Annotated in this window: 19 protein-coding genes; 17 read left to right on the plus strand and 2 right to left on the minus strand. The window is 63.2% G+C overall.

All coding sequences use genetic code 11. The annotated features are described in order from the left end of the window. Window positions 1–147: 147 nt before the first annotated feature. The gene (locus ACE039_RS05065; protein WP_485821814.1) at window positions 148–471 is read right to left on the minus strand and encodes a hypothetical protein; all 324 of its coding nucleotides are present in this window, start codon (window positions 469–471) and stop codon (window positions 148–150) included. Between the two features lie 613 nt (window positions 472–1,084). Here ACE039_RS05065 and ACE039_RS05070 point away from each other — a divergent pair. The 4 genes from ACE039_RS05070 to ACE039_RS05085 are packed head-to-tail and all read left to right on the plus strand — an operon-like array spanning window position 1,085 to window position 2,634. Further along, window positions 1,085–1,213 (plus strand): hypothetical protein, encoded by a 129-nt coding sequence (locus ACE039_RS05070; protein WP_485821815.1) that lies wholly within the window; start codon window positions 1,085–1,087, stop codon window positions 1,211–1,213. Beyond that, a complete protein-coding gene (locus ACE039_RS05075) occupies window positions 1,210–1,446 on the plus strand; it encodes a hypothetical protein (protein ID WP_485821816.1) in 237 nt (78 codons plus the stop codon). Before ACE039_RS05070 ends, ACE039_RS05075 begins: the two co-directional genes overlap by 4 nt. Then, window positions 1,443–1,718: a hypothetical protein gene (locus tag ACE039_RS05080; RefSeq protein WP_485821817.1), complete on the plus strand. Its 276-nt coding sequence runs from the start codon at window positions 1,443–1,445 to the stop codon at window positions 1,716–1,718. Before ACE039_RS05075 ends, ACE039_RS05080 begins: the two co-directional genes overlap by 4 nt. A 16-nt stretch (window positions 1,719–1,734) precedes the next feature. Beyond that, window positions 1,735–2,634: a recombination-associated protein RdgC gene (locus ACE039_RS05085; protein ID WP_485821818.1), complete on the plus strand. Its 900-nt coding sequence runs from the start codon at window positions 1,735–1,737 to the stop codon at window positions 2,632–2,634. A 39-nt stretch (window positions 2,635–2,673) separates the two neighbouring features. On the opposite strand, the gene ACE039_RS05090 is transcribed toward ACE039_RS05085, so the two are convergent. Then, window positions 2,674–3,312 carry a hypothetical protein gene (locus ACE039_RS05090; protein WP_485821819.1) on the minus strand — a complete coding sequence of 213 codons (639 nt, stop codon included), beginning with the start codon at window positions 3,310–3,312 and terminating at the stop codon, window positions 2,674–2,676. 52 nt (window positions 3,313–3,364) lie between these two features. Between ACE039_RS05090 and ACE039_RS05095 the strand changes: the two genes are divergently transcribed. The 13 genes from ACE039_RS05095 to ACE039_RS05155 all read left to right on the plus strand — a co-directional run bounded on the left by ACE039_RS05095 (window position 3,365) and on the right by ACE039_RS05155 (window position 18,235). After that, window positions 3,365–4,318 carry a hypothetical protein gene (locus tag ACE039_RS05095; RefSeq protein ID WP_485821820.1) on the plus strand — a complete coding sequence of 318 codons (954 nt, stop codon included), beginning with the start codon at window positions 3,365–3,367 and terminating at the stop codon, window positions 4,316–4,318. Continuing rightward, window positions 4,315–5,010, plus strand: coding sequence for a hypothetical protein (locus ACE039_RS05100; RefSeq protein ID WP_485821821.1), 696 nt, complete (start codon window positions 4,315–4,317; stop codon window positions 5,008–5,010). Before ACE039_RS05095 ends, ACE039_RS05100 begins: the two co-directional genes overlap by 4 nt. After that, window positions 5,007–5,798: a hypothetical protein gene (locus ACE039_RS05105; RefSeq protein WP_485821822.1), complete on the plus strand. Its 792-nt coding sequence runs from the start codon at window positions 5,007–5,009 to the stop codon at window positions 5,796–5,798. Before ACE039_RS05100 ends, ACE039_RS05105 begins: the two co-directional genes overlap by 4 nt. 427 nt (window positions 5,799–6,225) lie before the next feature. Further along, complete coding sequence (locus ACE039_RS05110) at window positions 6,226–7,440, plus strand: tyrosine-type recombinase/integrase (protein WP_485821823.1); 1,215 nt, start codon at window positions 6,226–6,228, stop codon at window positions 7,438–7,440. A 146-nt stretch (window positions 7,441–7,586) separates the two neighbouring features. After that, entirely contained in the window at window positions 7,587–8,576 is a 990-nt protein-coding gene (locus tag ACE039_RS05115) for a LysR family transcriptional regulator (protein WP_485811456.1), read from the plus strand. After that, window positions 8,573–10,060, plus strand: a complete 1,488-nt coding sequence (locus ACE039_RS05120; RefSeq protein ID WP_485821824.1) for a SidA/IucD/PvdA family monooxygenase — start codon at window positions 8,573–8,575, stop codon at window positions 10,058–10,060. The genes ACE039_RS05115 and ACE039_RS05120 overlap by 4 nt, the downstream gene beginning before the upstream one ends. Beyond that, window positions 10,057–11,031: an ABC transporter permease gene (locus ACE039_RS05125; protein WP_175169190.1), complete on the plus strand. Its 975-nt coding sequence runs from the start codon at window positions 10,057–10,059 to the stop codon at window positions 11,029–11,031. Before ACE039_RS05120 ends, ACE039_RS05125 begins: the two co-directional genes overlap by 4 nt. Next, window positions 11,028–11,945, plus strand: coding sequence for an ABC transporter permease (locus ACE039_RS05130; protein ID WP_050449686.1), 918 nt, complete (start codon window positions 11,028–11,030; stop codon window positions 11,943–11,945). The genes ACE039_RS05125 and ACE039_RS05130 overlap by 4 nt, the downstream gene beginning before the upstream one ends. After that, the gene (locus ACE039_RS05135; RefSeq protein ID WP_346550359.1) at window positions 11,942–12,952 is read left to right on the plus strand and encodes an ABC transporter ATP-binding protein; all 1,011 of its coding nucleotides are present in this window, start codon (window positions 11,942–11,944) and stop codon (window positions 12,950–12,952) included. The genes ACE039_RS05130 and ACE039_RS05135 overlap by 4 nt, the downstream gene beginning before the upstream one ends. Next, entirely contained in the window at window positions 12,949–13,965 is a 1,017-nt protein-coding gene (locus ACE039_RS05140) for an ABC transporter ATP-binding protein (RefSeq protein ID WP_485821825.1), read from the plus strand. Before ACE039_RS05135 ends, ACE039_RS05140 begins: the two co-directional genes overlap by 4 nt. Window positions 13,966–14,065: 100 nt before the next feature. Further along, the gene (locus tag ACE039_RS05145) at window positions 14,066–15,649 is read left to right on the plus strand and encodes an ABC transporter substrate-binding protein (RefSeq protein WP_485821826.1); all 1,584 of its coding nucleotides are present in this window, start codon (window positions 14,066–14,068) and stop codon (window positions 15,647–15,649) included. 3 nt (window positions 15,650–15,652) lie between these two features. Continuing rightward, a complete protein-coding gene (locus ACE039_RS05150; protein ID WP_485821827.1) occupies window positions 15,653–17,035 on the plus strand; it encodes an acyl-CoA thioester hydrolase/BAAT C-terminal domain-containing protein in 1,383 nt (460 codons plus the stop codon). A 24-nt stretch (window positions 17,036–17,059) separates the two neighbouring features. After that, a complete protein-coding gene (locus ACE039_RS05155; protein ID WP_485821828.1) occupies window positions 17,060–18,235 on the plus strand; it encodes a CMD domain protein in 1,176 nt (391 codons plus the stop codon). The last annotated feature ends 7 nt before the right edge of the window (window positions 18,236–18,242 follow it).

The following is an 18,242-nucleotide window of genomic DNA, read 5'->3' on the forward strand; positions in this document are numbered from 1 at the left end:
GGCCCGAAGCAAATCGTGCGTAGCTGTGCTCTCAATTGAAATAGCCCGCCGGAGCGGGCTTAGTCGCTGTGGCGACTGGGTACTGCTGTACCACGGGGGCATAGCCGTAATGGGCGCGCTACCGACCTCGACTTACGAGCGATGTGCTCACCGGATCACCGCTGTCCCTTGGATCACGATGCCAGGCTCAACGGAGATTCCGTGTTGGGGGTATGCAGGATAAACAGGTACGGCCGGTTGAACGTAGCGAGGAGGCTTGCACTTACGCTCCTCCTTGTACTCGCCGTTCTCTTTCCACTTTCTCTCAACCTTGCAGTTTCCATCCCAGTACTCTTCTTTGTGGTCACCGCCGCCGTAATAGCCGCCATGCTGGCGCCGGCCATTGCCAGATTCGTCCTTCCAGGGGTCTGCGCTCACCCCGAAGGACATCGCAGCCAAAAGGGCAGCGCACACGCAGTAGATTTTTTTCATTTTTGATCCTCACGAGCGGAAATATCCAGATTGATCATATTCCGCCCGCCCCCTGGCAATCCCTGCGGGGCGTTACCAAAAGCTGCATCAGATGGGTCGGTAAGCCTATGGCGGCTTGGTTCCCGCGACAACTCGCAATAGGAGTTACACGCAAAAGTCGAACACCAGCACAGGCCGCCGTCCACCCGTTCCCAACCTCATCAACGGAGTTACCCATGGTCGCCATGATCATCCGTTTCATCGAAGAACTGATCGACGCCTTCAACTTCGGCAGCAGCATCAGCAAGTAGCACCAAGCCCGCCCCGCCTCACCGGGGCGGCTTTGGAGAGCGGGCCGGTAGCCCGGGAAACCTCCTGAAAGTCACTTTCAGCGCCGGTGACGTTGCGACGCCGGCCCGCTCTCCGAAGCCGCAGTACCAATGCAGATCCCGCCAAGGCAGAAAACCCGTGGCGCCTGCGACTCGCCGCCAGACGAGAGATAAAGACCTTGGCTCCGCGCCTACATAGCAGGGCTTGGCAAGCCGCGGATAAGGCCAGGAGCGGTCAGCAGCCACCTGACGCCGGATAGCGTAACCGGCGACCAGCAACCACCGCGCACCCCGCGCACATCCCCATGCCCTCAACTATCCCCGCCTTCTGGTGGGGCCTGGCCCTGCTTGCCCTGGCGGCGGTGGCGCTGGTCCCTGCCTGCGAATACCTCAACCGCCGCTATGTCGCGGCTGATCCCTGGAAAGCATCATGAACGCAATCACTGCAACCGCGCCTGCCGCGCGCCGCCGCAAGCTGCCGTCCATCACACAAGCGGCGTGCAAGCTGACCAACCTCATTGCCCCGCGTGACCACGCAGGCCAGGGAAATTGGAGCCAGGACGCGGACATTCCTCCCGTGTGGGCTTGGGCCGCCGGCATCGGCTTCGCGGCGTTCGTTCTCTTCGGACGCCAGATCCTCGGCTGGCTCCTGAGCTTCGCTATATGAACGGCATCGAATTCATTTTGCGGGATCGCGCCGCCTGGGTGCCCAAATTGCCTATCCCGCGCAGCCGATTCCGCTGGGTTGATTCGAAGCCCAAACCGCTCACCCGCTTCGAAATCGAATTCATCCGGTCGGCAAAGGGAACTCTCAACAGCGCCGACCTGGCACGGTGCTACGAGGTCACCCCGCAGACGATCCGAAACATCTGGGAAGGCCGACGCCATCCCGCTATTCCCTCTGGCAAACGGCCTGGCCGTCGACCAAAACAGCAGTAACCCAACGGAGTCCGTTATGTGGTTCAAGAACCTGAAGATCTACCGCCTGTCCGCCGCCTGGTCGTTGTTCGGCAATGACCTGGAAGCCGCCCTGGCGCGCCAGGCCTTCGCCCCCGGCAACAATCTCGAAATGCAGTCCATCGGGTGGGTTCCGCCCCGTGCGAATGGCGGTCTGGCTCACTTCGTCAACGGCCAAATCCTGCTGTCCTTGCGCGCCGAAAAGAAGCTGCTGCCCGCTTCGGTCATCAACCAGGTCGCCAAGGCCCGTGCCGAAGAAATCGAAGAACAGCAAGGCTACAAGCCCGGCCGCAAGCAGATGAAGGAAATCAAGGAGCGCGTGACCGACGAACTCCTGCCCCGCGCCTTCAGCATCTACCGCGATACACGCGTCTGGATTGACCCGCTCCATCGCTGGCTGGTGATCGACGCGGCAGCGTCCAGCAGGGCTGACGAGGTGATTGGCATCCTGGCGAAGTGCATCGACCCGTTCCCGCTGGAAAACCTGTACGTCGCACAATCGCCGACGAGCGCCATGACGGGCTGGCTGGCCGAAGACGAAGCCCCCGCCAACTTCACCATCGACCAGGACACCGAACTCCGGTCATCCGGCGAAAGTGGCGCAGCCATCCGCTACATCAAGCACTCCATCGACGCCGCGGACGTAGGCCGGCACATCCAGTCCGGCAAGCAATGTACCCGCCTCGCCATGACCTGGGCTGACCGGATCTCGTTTGTCCTGACCGAGGCACTCGACGTAAGGCGCATGCGCCCCCTGGACGTGCTGAAAGAAGGCAACGAAGGCGTCGCCGCCAACGACGACGAGAGGTTCGATTCCGACATGATGTTGATGACGGGCGAGCTGGCGAAGATGATGACCGAGCTGGTCGGCGCGCTGGGCGGTGAAAGGCGGCTCTGATCAAAGTTTCGGCCGGTTCGGCCTGTGAAGAAACTCATCTCACGCACCAACGAGAGCAGCTTCAGGTACTCCTAACTTCTGGCAACGGGCAACTGCTTGAGCCTCCATAAGCTGCGCGCTCGCATGCAGCTTTTCAAGCGTGTCAATTACGCGAGGATGATCATCCCAGAAATTGGTCGGTGTTAGATAGCTAGCCAAGCCGGCTACAACAGGACGAACGTTAGGCTTACCTTTGTGACGATCGTCGGCCTCCGCGTGAAGCAGTGTGGCGACCTCGAACAATTGACCCGCAACATAGATGCGAAGCGTTCCCGAAAGACCTGTCTTGAGCTGGCCTAACTGTTGGACATAGCTTGCGAGGATAGCCGGCTTCGGAAGCGTGCCGCCTTTCTTCCAGCGTCGAGCCAACTCTAACAGTGCGTAGCTGGTCTGTTGAACTGCTTGCGCAAGCGCGAATTCACCAATAGCTCGATCCCGGTCTAACTCTCGGCGACGATCCCAATTTTGATACAGGGGCACGGCAACTGCAGCGACGGCCGCACCCACAGTACCGAAGGCCGTCATCAAGTCCCACCATTTCGCCGCCGCCGTTGCATCCGTCACAGTAGAGAACGCCATACCCATCCAGGCGCCCAGCAACATGAGGCCGGCGCCTATGCATAGCTGTGCATGTTTCATTTTTTCTCCCCAAGCGGCAGGAATCGTACCCCATCACCGTAGGAGTGTCAGCATGACCCATCCCCCCGCATCGTTTAAGACGATGATCAAGGACGGCACGATTAAACGCGCCGACGCAATGAAAGCCCGCTACGGCGATATCCACGTGAAACCCGGCTTTAACCTCCGGGATCTGGATGAAGAGTACGAGGCCGGCGTTGAAGATTTGACTGCCTACATCATGGCCGGCGGCACGCTTCCGGCTTTGGAGGTGGTGGTGTCGCCCGATGTCTCCGGCGTTGAACTGGTGGACGGCCACCGCCGCTATGACGCCATCGGCCGTGCCATCGACCGAGGCTTCCCCATCGAATGGGTTTCCATCGTCGCGTTCCAAGGGAACGTAATCGACCGAGAGGCGCGGATCTTCACAAGCAACCGAAACGCCCCGCTGCGGCCCCTGGAAGCCGCACGCGGTTTCAAACGCTTTCGTGGTGCCGGCCTGGACAGCGCGGAAATCGCCACCATCGTCCATTGCAGCCGAACTCACGTCGAAAACTATCTTGTCTTGGCCGATGCCGAGCGCGACGTGCAAGAACTGGTGCGCTCCTGCCAGGTCGCCGCAGACGTGGCAATCGAAGCCGTCCGCAAGCTGGGCGCCAAGGCCGGAGAATTCCTAGCCGGCAAGGTCGGCCAGGCCAAAGCCGCCGGCAAGGCCAAAGTCACCGCCAGCACCGTCCACGGCCGCGCCCTGCCCCGCAAGGTCGTATCCCCGCTCATCAGCGGCGTGGACGCCTTCATCAAGGGACTAGACGCCAACCAGCGCGCAACCCTCCTAGACATCCAGGAAGGCCGCGTAGCGACCGAAACCATCACCATCCCGACCGCCGCCCTCCTGGAACTGTTCCAGGCACACAGCGCCGTCGAGACCGTCCGCGCCAAACAGGCCGATAAGCAGCGCCGCCTGGCGGAAGCCGCAGCAGCTGCCAGCCAGGCCGAAATCCCCACCGAACAGGAAGCCACCGCATGAGCGCCCTCACCGAAAACGAGTTTCTGAAAGACGTTGAACACCATGTCGTCGAAGTGATCCGCGATGACGGCCTCCACCGCCACATCAGATTCCACAAGCCCGGCACGATGTGCATGCACTTCGATCTGATCACCTGGCCGGGATATCTCTGCTACACGGGCGATAAGGGCACCTACGTGTTCAGCCGCCTCCAGGACATGTTCGAGTTCTTCCGCACAGATCGCGAATACGCCCAGCGTCGCGGCCGCCGGCTCTCGGTGAACCTGTCGTACTGGTCGGAAAAGCTTCAGGCCGTAGATGGGAGCCGCCGTAACGGGAGTGCCCAGGAGTTCAGCGAAGAAAAGATGCGCCGCGTCATCAACGGAATCCGTCTGCGGTGGATCCGAGATGCCCGCAACGAAGGCACGCTCACGAAAGACCAACGCCGCGAACTGTGGGAGGCCGTCGATGAAGATGTGTTTGCTCGCCTGAACGACGATGGCGAACACGCGGCTTACATTGCGGCCCGTGACTTCAGCTGGACTGCGGACGGCTTGCGGTCTTCCTACAGCTACGGCAAACGAGCGTGGTGCTTCGAAGACCTGTGGGACTACGACTTCACCGATTACACCCATCGCTTCCGCTGGTGCTGTTTCGCGCTGGCCTGGGGTATCGAGCAATACGACCTCAGCAAAGAGGCGGTAACAGCATGACCGAACAGAACGACGCCGCCCAGGCGGCAACCAAGGAAATCCACAAAGCATTCGAACTCAGCTACGCGGCGGACGCAGACGACCCGGCCAACGCTACCGAACTGAGCCACTTCGCCAACGGCTGGCGCGCCTGCATCATGTCCAAGCTGCGCGCGGAGGGCGTGCAGGCGGGCAAGGTTGCCGGACATTCTGAGGTCGCGCGCTGCACGGCCCCCTCGATGCGGAAGAATCACGTTGATTGTGAAGTCCCTACCATCTACCAGGATTCAAATCACGGCGACTTTTCGACCGCGGGATTCCGCAACCTGCTTTCTGGCCGCACATCGCGCTGCCTCGACATCCGGATAGACGACATGCGGTCGCGCCACGAGCTGCCATTCCGCTCCCCCAACGCTCAGATGGACAACATACCCATCACCGGTTCCCGAGGGTGCGATGCGATAAATGGAACGAACGCCATGCACGATAATAGTGCCGTCCAACATAATTGGTCCTTCGTGATCTGGAGAACTGCGGCCCCTTTGCGTGTTAAGGGTGACATCTCGCTGTTGGTTCCACAAGCCGGTAGAAATACCTACTGGTACGCCAGAGAGCTGGAATGCCTCGCGATGAAGGAGCTTCAGGCAAGCGCCCCTGTAGCCGCACCGAGCGATGAAACGCTGCGATTGGCAGGCGTCATAGCGGACAAGATTGAGGACGGCACGCTGTTTCAGGCCGGCATCTACTCGCGCCGCGAGCTGGCCGATAGGGTCCGCGCCGCCGTGGCCGCGCCCCCGACGAACAATTGACGGAGCCGACATGGCCGCACTCTACATCCTCGCCGTCCCGCTCGGGATCATCCTGGGGGCCGTTCTCGGCCTGACCCATCGACCCAAGCACCAACGCAAGGCGCCGCATCAGAGCATGTATCGATGACCGGCGCAATACGACAACCCACAAGCACTTTCTTGAAGCCCGCCTAGCCGCGGGCTTCGTTCTAGAGGGGCACATGCAAAAGCGCGGATTCAATACTCAGGAAGCCCAGGCATACCTGGGCGTGAAGCGGAAATTCTTCGACACCAATCTCGCGCCCCTACTTTCAGGCAAGGGCACGCGCGCAGGGACGGCCACGATTTATGAACGGACCGACCTGGACGCGGCCTGGGACGCATACAAGGAAGGGGCTAAACTGCTGGCGGGTAACGAGCGTCCCCCAGTTCTACAAGGAGCATCATCATGGGGCGTTCAAACAAGGCTGGCATCCAAACGGCGTCCGACGGCACGTTCGACGTCGATGCCAAGTACAGGAAGCGAAGAATTCGGAAGCGTGGTTTCGCTAGTCAGGCAGAAGCGGAAGACTTCCTGATTCAGCAGAAGGAGGCTATTCGCGTCGCCGGCACTGAGGGATTGCGCCCCAAAGTGACGTTAGCGAAAGCCGCCGCTCGATATTTGCTGGAAAAGGCCGACACACCATCGGCCGAACCTGCGTCATATGCGCTAGAACCGCTTATCGCGCAAGTTGGCTCTTTAACATTAGATCAACTCGATGACGACGCGCTCGCCGCATTCATAGACGACCGCAAGGCCTATGGCTGGGCCGACAAGACGGTCAACAACAGCCTCGAATGCGTCCGGGCGATTTGCAACCGTGCTGCAAAAAAGTGGCGATTTCCCAACCGGCTGACGTGGCTGGAGTCCGCCCCCCACATCAGCTTGCTCCGCCTTCGTGACCAGCGCCCCCCGCGGCCGATCACCTGGGCGGAACAGGAGACACTACTTACACACTGCCCGGGGTATCTCGCAAAGTTGGCCCTCTTCGACCTCAACACTGGAGTTCGAAAGAACGTTTTGGCCAATCTCCGCTGGGACTGGGAAATCCAATTGGAGATTGTCCCAGACGTCATATCCTCCATCTTCATCGTTCCACGCGAGTATGTGAAGGGCCGTAAGCACGAACGCATAATTGTCTGCAATTCGATAGCCCAAGGGATAGTGGAAAGCCAAAGGGGTAAGCATTCCGAATTGGTGTTCACTTACGTCAAGGATTTGCCCAAATGGGCACGACTGGCTAAAGGTCCCCACCGGCTAGGCTGGCAGGTGCCGGAACGCCCGCACAAGCCGCTTGCCATGCGATTTGAGTACGCATGGAACAAAGCTCGTGCCGCGGCGGGGCTTGGAGACCTGCACTTGCATGACTTGCGCCATACCGTGGGGATGCGCCTGCGGGCGGCTGGGGTCTCAGATCGGACCCAAAATGAGATCCTTTGGCACGGCGGCGGGGGCATGACCGAGCACTATGCTGTTGCTCAGTTGCGAGAGATTTACAAGGCCCTTGAGGCTATCCGTCAGCCCGGCGCAGACGGGGAATCCCTCAACCTTCTGGCGATCATGCGGGATATGCGGCAGCGTCAAGTCACCCAAAAGTCACCCACGCTTCGTATCGCCGCCTGAGGCAATTTTCCTAAGTCATTGAAATAACTGAAAGTAATGTAAAGGCATAAGGAAATCCCCATTAGGGAATTTGCTTATGCCTTTTAACTATTTGCAGCGCGCATACTTGCCGGGCAAGAATTCGTCCTGAGCATAAAGCAACGCAGATGGAATTACGTCAACTCGAGGCCTTCGCGGCCGTCATGTCTACGGGCAGCGTCACCGCTGCCGGGCGTTTGCTTGGGCGCTCGCAGCCGGCCATCAGCCGCCTGTTGCAAGAGCTGGAAGCCGAGATCGGCTATGCCTTGTTCAACCGCAGCGGACCGCGCGTCACGCCTACCGAACAGGGCTTTCTGCTGTATGACGACGTAGAACGCGCGCTGGCCGGCTTGCAGCAGATTCGCAGCCGCGCCGAAGAAATTGCGCGGGGCCAAGCCAAGCCGCTGCTGCTGGCGGCAACGTCGGCGCTGGCCGCAGGCCTGCTGCCCGACGCGCTCAAGCGCATCGAATCCCAAACGGGCGCCACGCGCGTGCAAGTGCGCAGCGCCTCGCCCGAACGCGTGGTGCACGCGGTGCTGACCGGCGCCGCGCAACTGGGCGCCACCAGTTTGCCGCTGGAACATCGCGGCCTGACGGTGCATTGGATTGCCCAAGCGCCCTGCGTCGTGGCACTGCGCGACGGCGATCCGCTAGCCGCGCACGACGTGGTGCCCGTTCATCTGCTGGCCGGCCGCCGCCTGATCACCATGGCCAACCCGTACCGGCTGCGTCGCCGCCTGGACGCCGCACTGGCGCCGGACGGCAATGCGCCGGGCACAATCGAAACCAATTCGTCCGTCAATGCCCTGGCCGCCGTGCGCGCCGGGCTGGGCGTGTCGGTGCTGGAACCGATCACCGCTTACGGCGTCCCGATGCCGGGCGTGGCGATCCGCCCCATCGACCTGGACATTCCTTTTTTCTTCGGGGTCATCACCCCGCAATCGCAACCGCAATCGCAACCGTTGACGCCCGCCTGCCAGGCCATGGCCGACGCCCTGGCCGAAGCCGCCGCCGCCCTGCTGCCCGGTTTTGTGCTGCACGACGCCTGCGAACACGCGGCGCTGTTGCAGTCGATCTACGGTGATGACGCCCCTGTTTTGGACACCCCCACACTATGAATCTGCCCATTGCCACCCCGCCGCAAGGCCTGGATGCGCTGGAAGCGCGTCTGCGGCAAGACCTGTCCTGGCTGGAAATTCCCGCCAAGAACTGGGTTGCGCCCCGTCTGGTTGATGGACAACAGGTACTGGACGTTGTCGTCATCGGCGGCGGCATGGCCGGCCTGGCCGCGGCCGCGTCGTTGACGCACCTGGGCATCACCACGCCCATCTTCGATCAGGCGCCCGAAGGCTACGAGGGCCCGTGGGCCACCACCGCCCGCATGGAAACGCTGCGTAGTCCCAAGCAGCTGACCGGCCCCGCGCTGGGCTTGCCCGCGCTGACGTTCCGCGCCTGGTTCGAAGCGCAATTCGGCACCGCCGAATGGGACGCGCTGGACAAGATTCCGCGCCTGCAATGGATGGACTACCTGCGCTGGTATCGCCGCGTGCTGAACCTGGACGTGCGCAACAAGCATCGCGTGCTGTCCGTGCAACCCCGCGCCGACCGCCTGGTGCAACTGGACATCGAATCGCCCGCCGGACGCAGCACCGTGCTGGCCCGCCGCGTCGTGCTGGCCACCGGCCGCGACGGCCTGGGCGGCGCCTATGTGCCTGACTTTGCCCAGAAACTGCCGCGTGACCGCTGGGCGCATTCGTCCGACGTGATGGACTACTCCACGCTGGCCGGCAAGCGCGTCGGCGTCGTCGGCGCGGGCGCGTCCGCCATGGACAGCGCCGGCACCGCGCTGGAAGCCGGCGCCGCCAGCGTGGACCTGCTGATCCGCCGCAACGACATCCCGCGCGTGAACAAAGGCAAAGGCGCGGGCAACCCCGGCCTGACCCACGGCCACCTGACCCTGCCCGACGAATGGAAGTGGAAGATCCGCCACTACATCAACGCCGCGCAAGTGCCGCCCCCGCGCGGCAGCACCTTGCGCGTGTCGCGCTTCCCGAACGCCCGCTTCAACCTGGGCTGTGGCGTGCAAGACCTGGCAATGGTGGGCGACGACATCCACGTCACCACGCCCAAGGGCGTGTTCGTGCTGGACTTCCTGATCTTCTCCACGGGCTTTCGTATCGACTGGACCGTGCGCCCGGAATTCGCGCCGCTGGCGCCTCACGTGCGCAACTGGGGCGACCGGTTCACCCCGCCCGCCGGCGAAGAAGACCAGGAACTGCATGACTCGCCCGACCTGGGCGCCGTCTTCGAGCTGCAAGAAAAACTGCCCGGCGCCTGCCCGGGTCTGGACCGCGTGCACTGCTTTTCCTACCCCGCCGCGCTGACCCAAGGCACGATCTCGGGCGACATCCCCGCCATCAGCGACGGCGCCAAGCGCCTGGCGCAAGGCATCGCCGGCCTGTTCTACCGCGAAGACGTCGAAACGTACTACGCGAACATGGAAGCGTTTTCCGAACCGGAAGTGTTCGGCGATGAATGGACGCCGGCCCCGCCGCCCGCGGCAATCGCCACCCCGGCCTCGCAAGCGGAGACCACGCAATGACCGGTTGGTTGATACGCCGTGTCGCGCAAGCGGCGGTGGTGGTGTTGCTGATGACGCTGATCGTCTTCGTGGGCCTGCACGCCATCGGCAACCCCGTGGACATCCTGATCGGCCAGGACGTGGACCAGGTGGACCGCGCCCGCATCATCGCGGAACTGGGCTTGGACAAACCGCTGTGGCAGCAATACCTGGGCTTTCTGAACGGGGCGCTGCATGGCAACCTGGGCAACAGCTTCGTCTACAACATTCCCGCGATTGAACTCGTCATCCAGCGCCTGCCCGCCACGCTGGAACTGGCGATCAGCGCCCTGGGCCTGGCCGTCATCATCGGCCTGCCGCTGGGCTTGATTGCCGGCCTGTACCCCGATAGCCGCTTTTCCAAAATGATCATGGCCGGCAGCATCGTCGGCTTCTCGCTGCCCACGTTCTGGGTGGCGCTGATGCTGATCATGACGTTCAGCGTGTCGCTGGGCTGGCTGCCCGCCAGCGGCCGGGGGCAGACGGTGGAATTCCTGGGCTTTCAGTGGTCGTGGCTCACCGCCGACGGCTGGCGCCATTTGATCTTGCCCGCCCTGAACCTGTCGCTGTTCAAGATTTCGCTTGTCATCCGCCTGACCCGCGCCGGCGTGCGCGACGTGATGCCGCTGGACTTCGTGAAGTTCGCCCGCGCCAAAGGCTTGTCGCCGTTTCGCGTGGTCTGTGTGCACGTGCTGCGCAACACGATGATCCCGCTGGTGACCGTGCTGGGGCTGGAGCTGGGTTCGACCATTGCGTTCGCCGTCATCACGGAAAGCATTTTCTCGTGGCCGGGCGCTGGCAAACTGATCCTGGACAGCCTGAACGCGCTGGACCGCCCCGTGATCGTGGCCTACCTGATTGTGGTCGTGTGCCTGTTCGTCACGCTGAACCTGATCGTCGACATTCTTTATAAAGTGCTGGACCCCCGGGTACGGCTGGAGGGCTCGGCATGAGCACCACTGCAACCCCCGAGAAGGTTCCCGCCCTGCGCCGCGAATCGCCCTGGCGCCGCAACCTGACCGAATTCCTGTCGTCCAAGACGGCGGTGTTCGGCCTGGCCGTGGCCACGCTGCTGATCCTGGCCGCCATCTTTGCGCCGTGGATCTCGCCGCAGAACCCGTATGACCTGCTGCAAATCGACGTGCTGGATTCCCGCATGCCGCCGGGTTCCATGAACGGCCTGGACACCTTCCACTACTGGCTGGGCACCGACGGCCAAGGGCGCGATCTGCTGTCCGGCATTCTGTACGGCCTGCGCATCAGCTTGATGGTGGGCGTGGGCTCGGCCGTTATCGCCGGCATCGTCGGCACGCTGCTGGGCCTGCTGGCCGCCTACGCGGGCGGCAAGGTCGACGCCTTCATCATGCGTTTGGTCGACCTGATCCTGTCGTTCCCGTCCATCCTGGTGGCCATGATGATCCTGGCCTTTCTGGGCAAGGGCGTGGGCAACGTGGTGCTGACGCTGGTGATTCTGGAATGGGCCTACTACGCCCGCACCGCGCGCGGCCAGGCGCTGGTGGAACGCCGCCGTGAATACGTGGAAGCCGCCCGCTGCCTGGACATTCCCAACTGGCGGATCATGTTGAAGCACATTCTGCCCAACTGCCTGCCGCCGCTGATCGTCATCGGCACCTTGCAGATTGCGCGCGCCATCACGCTGGAAGCCACCTTGAGCTTTCTGGGCCTGGGCGTGCCGGTGACCGAACCGTCGCTGGGCCTGCTGATTTCCAACGGCTTTCAATACATGCTGTCCGGCGAATACTGGATCAGCTTCTACCCCGGCATCGCGCTGCTGATCACCATCGTGGCCATCAACCTGGTGGGCGACCGCCTGCGCGACGTGCTGAACCCAAGGACTCACAAATGACCGACCGCACCGCTACCGGCGCGCCGGCCACGCTTGAAGTGCGCAACCTGCGCACGCACTTCCATACCCGCGCGGGCGTGCTGCCCGCCGTGGACGACGTGTCGTTCACGCTGGAGCGCGGCAAGATCCTGGGCCTGGTCGGAGAATCCGGCTCGGGCAAATCCGTGACGGGCTTTTCCATCATGGGTCTGGTCGACGCCCCCGGCCGCATCGTCGGCGGCGAAATCCTGTTCCAGGGCCGCGACCTGACCAAGCTGGCCCCGCGTGACTTGCGCAAGTTGCAAGGCAACCGCATCGCCATGATCTTTCAAGATCCGATGATGACGCTGAACCCGGTCCTGCGCGTTGACGTGCAGATGATCGAAACCGTGCGCGCGCATAACAAGATGAGCAAGGCACAAGCCCGCACGCTGGCCCGCGACACGCTGGGCATGATGGGCATTCCCAGCCCCGAAGAACGCTTGCTGGCCTATCCGCACCAACTGTCTGGCGGCATGCGCCAGCGCGTGGCTATCGCCATCGCCATGCTGCATCGCCCTGACCTGATCATTGCCGACGAACCCACCACCGCGCTGGACGTCACCATCCAGGCGCAGATTCTGTCTGAAGTCCAAAAGCTGGCGCAGCAGCACGGCACCAGCCTGATCTGGATTACGCATGATCTGTCCGTGGTGGCGGGCCTTGCTGATGACGTGGCCGTGATGTACGCCGGCCGCATCGTCGAACACGGCAAGGTCGACGACGTGCTTGACCGCCCGCAGCACCCCTACACCGTCGGCCTGATCGACAGCCTGCCCAGCAATAACCTGCGGGGCCAGCGCCTGCGCCAGATTCCCGGCATGACGCCCAACCTGCTGCACCTGCCCGCCGGCTGTGCGTTTTCCGCGCGCTGCTCGCGCGCCACCGCCGCCTGTGGCCAGCAACCCGGCATCACTCAAGCCCTGCCCGAACACGATGTGCGTTGCTTCCATCCGACTATCCAGATCCACAACGAGGTGACGGCATGACTGTATCCGCCGCCCCCACGCCGCTGATTGACCTTTCTCAAGTCAGCAAGCGCTTTGGTGAAAGAAAGGTCGGCGCAGCCGGCCGCGCCATGCAAAAGCTGGGCTTGTCCAAGCCGCCCGCCATCACGCGCGCGGTCGACAACGTGGACCTGATCGTGAACCCCGGCGAAGTCGTCGGCCTGGTTGGTGAATCCGGTTGCGGCAAGTCCACCCTGGGCCGCATCGCCGCAGGCTTGTTGACGCCGTCCGGCGGTGAAGTGCGCATCAACGGCGTGCGCCCGTCCGACATGAACTCGGCCGCCGCCCACGCCGCGCGCCTGACCGTGCAGATGATTTTCCAGGACCCCTACGCCAGCCTCAACCCGCGCCTGCGCGTGGACGAGATCGTGGGCGAAGCGGCCCGCATCCACGGGCTGGTCGACAACTCGGGCTTTGACGACTACGTCAGCGCCCAGCTGGAACGCGCGGGGCTGGACCCTGCCCTGCGCCAACGCTACCCGCACCAATTCAGCGGCGGCCAGCGCCAACGCATCGGCATTGCCCGCGCGCTGGCCGTGCAGCCGTCCATGCTGGTGTGCGACGAAGCCGTGGCCGCACTCGACGTGTCCATTCAAGCGCAAATCCTGAACCTTTTCATGGACCTGCGCGAAGAACTGAACCTGACGTATCTGTTCATCAGCCATGACCTGGGCGTGGTGGAACACCTGTCTGACCGCGTCGTCATCATGTACCTGGGCCGCGTCGTGGAAACGGCCACGGTGGACGAAGTGTTCCAGCGCCCCAACCACCCGTACACGCAAGCGCTGCTGGCGGAAATTCCCAGCCTGAAGTCGCGCCACAAGATCTTTACCGCGATCAAGGGCGAGATTCCCAGCCCGCTGAACCCGCCCGGCGGCTGCCATTTTCATCCGCGATGTCCGCATGCGATGCCGCACTGCAAGACCGAGGTTCCCACGTTGAAGGGAATCGCCATCAACCATTTAAGCGCCTGTCATTTGAACGACATGGCCTGAACCTAATTGGCCGCGTTGTTCTTGATGCCTTTATTGGCCTGAATGACAACGCAGCCTTCGGAACACTTAACTCGTTCCCCCCCTACCAAGGACCCCGAACATGAAACGCTTGATTCTTTCGACCCTGACCGCCGCCATCCTGGGCGCCTCTGCCGCCGCGTCCGCCGACAACCTGTCGATCGGCTTCGCCGACCCGCTATCGTCCCTGGACCCGCAGCTGAACAACCACGCCGGCGACCGCTCGGTGGCCCTGCACTTCTGGGATCTGCTGATCGAGAACAAGTGGAACAAGCTGCAACCCGGCCTGGCCGTCAGCTGGAAGCCGCTGGACCCCACCACCTGGGAATTCAAGCTGCGTGAAGGCGTCAAGTGGCAAGACGGCACGCCCTTCACCGCCGACGACCTGATCTATTCCTACACCCGCGCGCGCGCCGTGCCGGGCAGCGTGGCCACCTACGCCGGCTACCTGCGCACCATCGACACGATGACCGCCAAAGACCCGCTGACGCTCATCGTCAAGACCAAGGCGCCCAACCCCGACCTGCCGCTGAACCTGGCATCCGTGCACGTCGTCAGCAAGCACGTCGGTGAAAAGTCCACCACCGAAGATTACAACTCGGGCAAGGCCATGGTGGGCACCGGCCCGTACAAGTTCGTGTCCTACACGCCGGGCGACCGCGTCATCATGGAACGCAACGACGGCCACTGGGGCGAGAAGGCCACCTGGGACAAGGTCAATTACCGCTACATCAACAACGCCGCCTCGCGCACCGCTGCGCTGTTGGCCGGTGACGTGGACGTGATCGACAAGGTGTCGGTGTCGGACCTGGCCAAGCTGCAAAAGGCCCCGAACATCGCGGTGTACCCGTACGACGGCCTGCGCGTCATGATCCTGCAACCCAGCTTCAACCCCGCGCCCAACCAGTACATCACCGACAACAATGGCAAGCCGCTGGACAAGAACCCGCTGCTGGACCTGCGCGTGCGTCAGGCGCTGAACCTGGCCATCAACCGCAAGGCCATTTCCGACCGCATCCTGCAAGGCGCCGCCACCGAAGCCAACCAGTGGATGCCCAAGGGCACCTTCGGCTACAACCCCGACGTGAAAGACATCCCCAACGACGTCGCGCAAGCTAAGAAACTGCTGGCCGAAGCGGGCTTTCCCGACGGCTTCAAGCTGACCATGCACGTGCCGAACGACCGCTACCCGCAAGGTCCGGAAACGGCCCAGGCGGTTGCGCAGTTCTGGACCCGCGTCGGCGTGAAGACCCAAGTGGAAGTGGTGCCATGGGCCGTGTATTCGGGCCGCGCCAACAAGAACGAATTCGCCGTCAGCATGCTGGCGTGGGGCAACGGCACGGGTGAAGCCAGCTACGCGCTGGTCAACATCCTGGCCACCGTCGACGCCAAGAAGGGCCTGGGCGCGTCCAACTGGGGCCACTACACCAACCCCAAGGTAGACGCCGCGCTGGAACAGTCCACGTCGGAATTCGATGTGGCCAAGCGTGAAGCCATCCTGCGCGACTCGGTCAAGCTGGTGTCCGACGACGTCGGCATCATCCCGCTGTTCCACTACAAGAACATCTGGGCCACCAAGAAGGGCTTGAAGGTGACGCCGATGACCAGCGACCGCACGGCCGCCATGATGGTCACCAAAGAACCCGCCGCCGCTGCCGGTAAATAAGCCATGGCGCCGACCCTGACCATCACCCCCGCGGACGCCTTGATCGACGTTCCGCGCCAGATCCGGGTGGAAAACGTGGCACCCGGCCAAACGGTGCAAATCACCGCGCGCACCCGCCGCAACGGCGTGCTGTGGCAAGCCCAGGCCGCCTACACGGCGGGCGAAGACGGCGCCGTCGACCTGACCCGCGACGCGCCCGTCTCGGGCGACTACACCGGTTTGTCGCCCATGGGCCTGATCTGGTCGCAAGCCCCGGTGGACTCGCCCAGCCGCGAACACTTCAACCACCCGGTGACCGATGCGTTGGTTACCGATGTGGTTGCACGTGTGGGTGCGGTTGAACGCGGTGCTGAAGCCGGCGCTGTAGCCGACATGCAGGCACAAGCCACGTTCACGCAACGCTTGGCGCTGGACGGCGTCACGCGCCACGAGGTCCGCGAAGAAGGTCTGGTCGGCACGCTGTACCTGCCGGCAGGCAGCAAGCCCGGTTCGCACCCCGCCGTCATGATCCTGAACGGCTCGGGCGGCGGCATCAACGAACCCCGCGCGGCGCTGTACGCATCGCGCGGCTACGCCGCCTTTGCGCTGGCGTACTTCAAAGCGCCGGGCCTGTCCGACTACATCTCGAACACCCCGCTGGAATACTTCCAGACCGGCCTGCGCTGGCTGCGCAAAAAGGTCCAGCCCAAGCACGACTTCGTCGCCATCAGCGGCCAGTCGCGCGGCGGTGAACTGGTGCTGCTGCTGGGCGCAACCTTCCCCAAGGAAGTGTCCGCCGTCGTCGCCTACGTACCCGGCGCCGTCGTCCACAGCGGCCAGAACGCCTGCGACCCCAAGATCGGCCGCGAAGGCCCCACGTGGTTGCTGGGCGGCAAGCCCATCCCCCACGTCTGGGAGAACAACCGCACCGCCACCTGGGCGCCGTTTGACGAAGGCCCATCGCCGCATCGTCACGAGAAAGCCATCCTGACCGCGCTGCAAGACCCCGACGCCGTCGCCCGCGCCCGTATTCGCGTGGAAGACATCGAAGGCCCGGTCATGCTGCTGTCCGGCACCGACGACGGCTCGTGGCCGTCCAGCCTGTATTCAAAGATGGTGCAGGACAAGCTGGTCGACGTGAAACACCCCTACCCCGTCGAATGGCTCGACTACGAAAACGGCGGCCACTCGATCCTGTTCCCGTACGTGCCCACCACCCAGCTCGTCTACGCCCACCCCGTGTCGGGCAAGATCAGCACCAGCGGCGGGAATCCGAAAGACAACGCACGCGCCGACCAGGAATCGTGGGAAGGCGTGAAGAAGTTTTTGGACGCGGCGGCGAAGGCGCGTGCGGTTGCGGCTTCGGCTCCTGCACATTCGGCAAGCACTTCCGGCAACGCCGGCTGATCAGACACCAAGGAGAACATCCCCATGGCACAACAACCCATCGTCTATGACGCGGTCAATGATCTGGTCGACAAGCTCGTCGGCCTGACCCCCGGCAGCAAAACTTTTGAAGTCCGCCACCAACGCGAAAAAGTCGCCGCCGCCACGCAAGGCAGCTACGACGCCCTGTTCGACCCGGCACTCCCCGGCCTGTCGCTAGCCGAACGCCTGCTGGTCGCGCTGTACGCCACCCGCATCAGCCTGTCGCCGCTGCTGGCCTCGCACTATCGCGCACGCTTGGCGGAAACGGACGCAGCCCCCGCCGACATCGCCGTCGCGGAATCCGGCAAGCCGTCAGACGCCTCCACCCCGCGCCTGGCTGCCGTGCTGGAATTCACGCGCAAGCTGATCGAAAACCCCGTCGAAGGCGACGAAGCCGCACTGAAGACCCTGCCCGCAGCCGGCGTCACCACGCCCGCGGTGGTCACCCTGTCGCAACTGATCGCCTTCCTGTCGTACCAGACCCGTCTGGTCGCCGGCCTGGCCGCGATGAAAGACCTGGAAGGCCAAGCCCCCCGCGCCGCCGCCGTCCCGCCCGCGCCCTTCGAACCCAACACCGCCGCCACCGAACCCGGCGCCGTCATCAAGGCCCACGGCTTCACCAACGAAGTGCTGGAGTGGAAGGCATGGCTCGACGTCGTCAACGTCGACACCGCCACCCCGGAACAAGTCGCCGTCCTGGAAGAAAGCCACCCCAAGGCCAAGGTCTCGGACTACTACCTGTTCCTGGTCCACCAACCGGAAATCCTGCGCCAGCGCTCCACCGCCTTCAACGCCATCATGTACGCCCCAGGCGGCCTGTCGCGCGCCGAACGCGAGCTGGGCTCCACGGTCGTCTCGCGTGTGAACGGCTGCGTGTACTGCGCATCCGTCCACGCGCAGCGCTTCGAACAACTGGCCAAGCGTAATGAAGTGATCGCGCAAGTGTTCGAAGACCCCTACACCGCCGGCACCACGGCGCGTGAACTGGCGATTGCCCAGTTCTCAATCCAGATCACCGAAGCCCAGGCCGACGTCAACGCCAACAGCATCCAGACATTGAAGGATGCCGGCTTGAGCGAAGGCGAAGTGCTGGACCTGCTGCACTCGGACGCGATCTTCGCCTGGGCAAATCGTTTGATGCTGAACCTGGGCGAACCGGTTTTTGCCACCGTAGGCTAAGACCCGC

It is taken from the genome of Achromobacter maghribensis, assembly GCF_057334215.1.